This window comes from Caldimonas tepidiphila (assembly GCF_003569765.1).
In the GTDB taxonomy this organism is placed as follows: domain Bacteria; phylum Pseudomonadota; class Gammaproteobacteria; order Burkholderiales; family Burkholderiaceae_C; genus Caldimonas; species Caldimonas tepidiphila.
In genome coordinates, this window is record NZ_KZ983959.1 from 1 (window position 1) to 4,397 (window position 4,397).

The 4,397-nt window shown below is 73.2% G+C and carries 5 protein-coding genes; 4 read left to right on the forward strand and 1 reads right to left on the reverse strand.

Annotated elements, in window-relative coordinates; all coding sequences use genetic code 11:
* Positions 1-186 precede the first annotated feature (186 nt).
* The 4 genes from D3A59_RS01270 (at position 187) to D3A59_RS01285 (ending at position 3,360) form a co-directional block, all read left to right on the forward strand.
* Positions 187-936, forward strand: coding sequence for a hypothetical protein (locus D3A59_RS01270; RefSeq protein WP_119153127.1), 750 nt, complete (start codon positions 187-189; stop codon positions 934-936).
* Between the two features lie 54 nt (positions 937-990).
* Complete coding sequence (locus D3A59_RS01275) at positions 991-1,524, forward strand: pyridoxamine 5'-phosphate oxidase family protein (RefSeq protein WP_119153128.1); 534 nt, start codon at positions 991-993, stop codon at positions 1,522-1,524.
* Positions 1,525-1,588: 64 nt separating this feature from the next.
* Positions 1,589-3,079 carry a glycerol kinase GlpK gene (gene glpK, locus D3A59_RS01280; protein WP_119153129.1) on the forward strand — a complete coding sequence of 497 codons (1,491 nt, stop codon included), beginning with the start codon at positions 1,589-1,591 and terminating at the stop codon, positions 3,077-3,079.
* Positions 3,076-3,360, forward strand: coding sequence for a TfoX/Sxy family DNA transformation protein (locus tag D3A59_RS01285; protein ID WP_157991345.1), 285 nt, complete (start codon positions 3,076-3,078; stop codon positions 3,358-3,360). Before glpK ends, D3A59_RS01285 begins: the two co-directional genes overlap by 4 nt.
* Positions 3,361-3,396: 36 nt before the next feature.
* Here D3A59_RS01285 and D3A59_RS01290 read toward each other — a convergent pair.
* Positions 3,397-4,397, reverse strand: a 1,001-nt coding sequence (locus tag D3A59_RS01290) for a cbb3-type cytochrome c oxidase subunit I (RefSeq protein WP_240635880.1), incomplete at its 5' end; no start/stop codon positions are given.

A 4,397-nucleotide genomic window follows, 5' to 3' on the forward strand; every position in this document is an offset into this window, starting at 1 on the left:
CCGGCACCTCCACCCCGGTCAGGCACTGGGTCGAGGTGCTCGACGAGGCGCTCGAGGCCTGAGCGGCGCCGCACTCCTCCCGGTCGCTGCGCTGCGGCATACTCCAACCCCGAATGTCCCTGCGCGATGCAGGGCACGGCCGCGGCAGCGGCATCCGGAACAACGCAAAGCCTGGGAGGAGCACCGATGGTCGGCACCGGGGGCCGGCATCCGCCGCAGCGCACGGGCGCGCACGACCCGGTGCGCGCCGTGCTGCGGCGCGCCGAGGAGCTGCTCGCGCAGGGACCGCGCTCGGTCGCCACGCTCGGCCTGTGGCCCGGGGACGCGAACCGGGACAGCCTGGACGCGCCGAGGCTCGTCGGCGAGCTGCGCGCCTCGGTGGTGCAGCTGCTCGAGACGAGCGAGCGCCTCGAGCCCCTGATGCGCAGCCTGCACCCGCTGCCGTTCTGGCAGCGATGGTGGTACCTGCTCAGCGGCCAGACGCTCGAGCACAAGCTGTTCTTCCGCGAGATGTGCGTGCAGCTCGAGCTGCTCGCCGAGCAGGGCCAGGCCGAGGCGCGCCGGCTCGCCGGCCAGCTCGAGGCGCTGGAGCGGCTGCGCCCCCCGCTGCGCCAGGAGCTGCGCTGGCTGGAGCGGGAGAGCCATGCCGCGCGGCTGCTGCTGTCGGGCACGCTGGCCGGCCGCGTCGCGGCGGCCGGCTTCCAGGCCGAGGACCTCGCGCGCCTGGGACGGCGGCGCGGGATGCTCGAGGCGCGCATCGCAGTGCTGCGCCGCACGCGCGCCCAGCTGCTGGCGGCGCTGCGCCAGGGCCGCACCACCCAGGCGCGCTTCCACAAGGCGCACGCGCGGCTGCTGCGGCTGTGGCGCCGGCGCCTCGGCTTCGAGCTGCTGTCGCGGCGGCTCACGCCGCGCTCGCGCCGGCGGCTGGCCTGCTGACGGGAACATCCCTTGCCCTCGCCGAAGGCATCGCCACCCTTCACGAGGACCCCGATGAACGAAAGCACCGTCCCCTCCGCCTCCGAGCTGCAGAAGCTCTGGGAGATGATCAAGGACATCCGCTTCGGCATGCTGGTGACGCGCCACGGCAACGGCCACCTGCATGCGCGGCCGATGACGACGCAGAACCGCTCGCTCGACGAGCCCGCGCTGTGGTTCTTTGCGTCGCGCAGCACCGATCCGGCCGCCGAGTCGGCCAGCGAGCCGCAGGTCAACGTCAGCTATGCGGCCCCGGACAAGGACCGCTACGTCTCGGTGACCGGCAGCGTGCGTCTCGTCGAGGACCTGGAGAAGAAGAAGGCGCTGTGGAGCACGCCGGCGCAGGCCTGGTTCCCCGGCGGGCCCGAGGACCCGGACGTGGCGCTGCTGGAGGTTCGCATCGAGCACGCCGAGTACTGGGACGTGAAGGATTCCAAGCCGGTGCAGCTCTTGCGCATGGCCACCGCGGCGATGAGCGGCCGGCAGCCGCGCATGGACGCCGACTACGGCCAGGTGGGCGGCGGGGCCGAGAGGCCGCCGGGCGGCTGAGCCGGCCACCGCCCCTTGTGGGCCGGCGGGCGCCGCGCGACACTGCCGCGCAGGAGGTTCGCCGATGCCCCACCTGCTCGCCCTCGACCAGGGCACGTCCAGCTCGCGCAGCATCGTCTTCGATGCCGAGGGCCGCATCGTTGCGCTCGCGCAGCGCGAGCTGCGCCAGCACTACCCGCGGCCCGGCTGGGTCGAGCACGACCCGCAGCAGATCTGGCAGGACCAGCTCGACACCGCGCGCGAGGCGATCTCGCGCGCCGGCCTGCGCCCCGCCGACATCCATGCCGTCGGCATCGCCAACCAGCGCGAGACGACGCTGATCTGGGAGCGCGCGAGCGGCCGCCCGATCCATCCCGCGATCGTCTGGCAGGACCGCCGCACGCAGCCCGACTGCGAGGCGCTCGCCGCGGCCGGCCTCGCGGAGGCGGTGCGGGCCCGGACCGGGCTGGTCATCGATCCCTACTTCTCGGCCACCAAGATCCGCTGGCTGCTCGAGCGGGTGCCGGGCGCGCGCGAGGCCGCGAACCGCGGCGAGCTCGCCTTCGGCACCGTCGACAGCTGGCTGCTGTGGCAGCTCACCGGCGGCGCGCACCTCACCGACGTGAGCAACGCCTCGCGCACGATGCTGTGGAACCTCGAGCGCGGCGAATGGGACGGCGAGCTGCTCGCCGCGCTCGACATCCCCCGCTCGCTGCTGCCCGAGGTGCGGCCTTCGAGCGGCGGGTTCGGCCGCACGCGCGCCGGGCTGCTCGGCGCGGAGCTGCCGATCGGCGGCGTCGCCGGCGACCAGCAGGCCGCGCTGTTCGGGCAGGCCTGCATCGCGCCCGGCCTCGCGAAGAACACCTACGGCACCGGCTGCTTCCTGCTGATGCACACCGGCAGCAGGCCGCAGCGCTCGCGCAACGGCCTGCTGAGCACCGCGGCGGCGTCCTGCGGCGACACGCCGGCCTACGCGCTCGAGGGCAGCGTCTTCGTCGGCGGCGCGGTGGTGCAGTGGCTGCGCGACGGGCTGAAGGCGATCCAGGGCTCGGCCGAGGTCGAGGCGCTCGCGCAGAGCGTGCCCGACGCGGGCGGCGTGGTGTTCGTGCCGGCCTTCACCGGGCTCGGCGCCCCCTACTGGCAGCCCGAGGCGCGCGGCGCGATCGTCGGGCTGACGCGCGGCACCACGGTGGCGCACGTCGCGCGCGCGGCGCTCGAGAGCATCGCCTTCCAGAGCGCGGCGCTGCTGCGCGCGATGAGCCGCGACGCGGTGGACGCGGGCGGCACGCCGGTGCGCGAGCTGCGCGTGGACGGCGGCGCCTGCGTCAACGACCTGCTGATGCAGTTCCAGGCCGACCTGCTCGGCATCCCGGTGCTGCGCCCGCGCTGCATCGAGACCACCGCGCTCGGTGCCGCCCGGCTCGCGGGGCTCGCGAGCGGCGTCTACCGCGACCTCGACGAGCTGGCCGGGCAGTGGCGCGCCGAGCGCGTGTTCGAGCCGGCGATGGACCGCGACCGCGCCGCGGCGCTGATGGACGACTGGGAGCGCGCGGTGCGGCAGGCGGTGGCGCCGTGAGGCCGGCGGCCCGCACGAGCGCCGGCAGCGGCTGGCGCGGCCTCGGCCCGAAAAGCCGCGCCTGGCTCGCGCAGGCGGGGGTTCACACCAGCGCGCAGCTGCGCGTCGCCGACGCCGTCGAGCTCTACCTGCGCATCCGCCGCGAGCAGCCCGGCGTCGGGATGAACCTGCTGTACGCGCTGATCGGCGCCCAGGAGGACCGCCCCTGGCAGGAGATCGCCCGGGAGCGGCGGCTGGAGCTGCTGCTGCGGCTCGACGAGCGGGGGGCCGCGCCGCGCTGAGGCCCGGGCAGGGCTGGCGCGGCGCCGCCGCCGGGCTCAGCCGATCACGCGCGTCGCGCTCGCGTCGAGCTTCGGCGGGTTCTCGTAGGTGTGGAAGGGCGCCGGGGACGGCACCTCCCACTCCAGCCCCTCGGCGCCCTCCCAGGGCCGCTGCGGCGCCGGCCGGCCCTTCTTGCGCATCATCGGGATCAGGATGAAGAGCAGGAAGTAGAGCGCGGCGAGGCCGAAGCCGAAGGCGCCGATGCTCGAGATCACGTTGAAGTCGGTGAACTGCATCGGGTAGTCCACGTAGCGGCGCGGCATGCCCGCGAGGCCGAGGAAGTGCTGCGGGAAGAAGGCGATGTTGAACGAGATGATCGACAGCCAGAAGTGGAACTTGGCGCGCGCCTCGGAGTACATCACGCCGCTCCACTTCGGCGCCCAGTAGTAGAAGCCCGCGTAGAGCGCGTAGAGCGAGCCGCCGACGAGCACGTAGTGGAAGTGCGCGACGACGTAGTAGGTGTCGTGCAGCTGGATGTCGATCGGCGCCATCGCGAGGATCACGCCGGTGAGGCCGCCGATCGTGAACACCGCGATGAAGCCGATCGCGAACAGCATCGGCGCCTCGAAGCTCATCGCGCCGCGCCACATCGTCGCGAGCCAGTTGAAGATCTTCACGCCGGTGGGCACCGCGATCAGCATCGTCGCGTACATGAAGAACAGCTGCCCCGTCACCGGCATGCCGGTGGCGAACATGTGGTGCGCCCAGACGATGAAGGACAGCACCGCGATCGAGCCGGTGGCATACACCATCGACGTGTAGCCGAACAGGCGCTTCCTCGCGAAGGCCGGCAGGATCTGGCTGACGATGCCGAAGGCCGGCAGGATCATGATGTAGACCTCGGGGTGCCCGAAGAACCAGAAGATGTGCTGGTACATCACCGGGTCGCCGCCGCCCGCGGGGTTGAAGAAGCTGGTGCCGAAGTGGCGGTCGGTCAGCGTCATCGTGATGGCGCCGGCGAGCACCGGCATCACCGCGATCAGCAGGTAGGCGGTGA

What these genes read in the sequence shown, in the direction of transcription:
- D3A59_RS01270 (WP_119153127.1), top strand. Translation starts at nt 187, where the DNA reads ATGGTCGGCACCGGGGGCCGGCATCCGCCGCAGCGCACGGGCGCGCAC.
- D3A59_RS01275 (WP_119153128.1), top strand. Translation starts at nt 991, where the DNA reads ATGAACGAAAGCACCGTCCCCTCCGCCTCCGAGCTGCAGAAGCTCTGG.
- glpK (WP_119153129.1), top strand. Translation starts at nt 1,589, where the DNA reads ATGCCCCACCTGCTCGCCCTCGACCAGGGCACGTCCAGCTCGCGCAGC.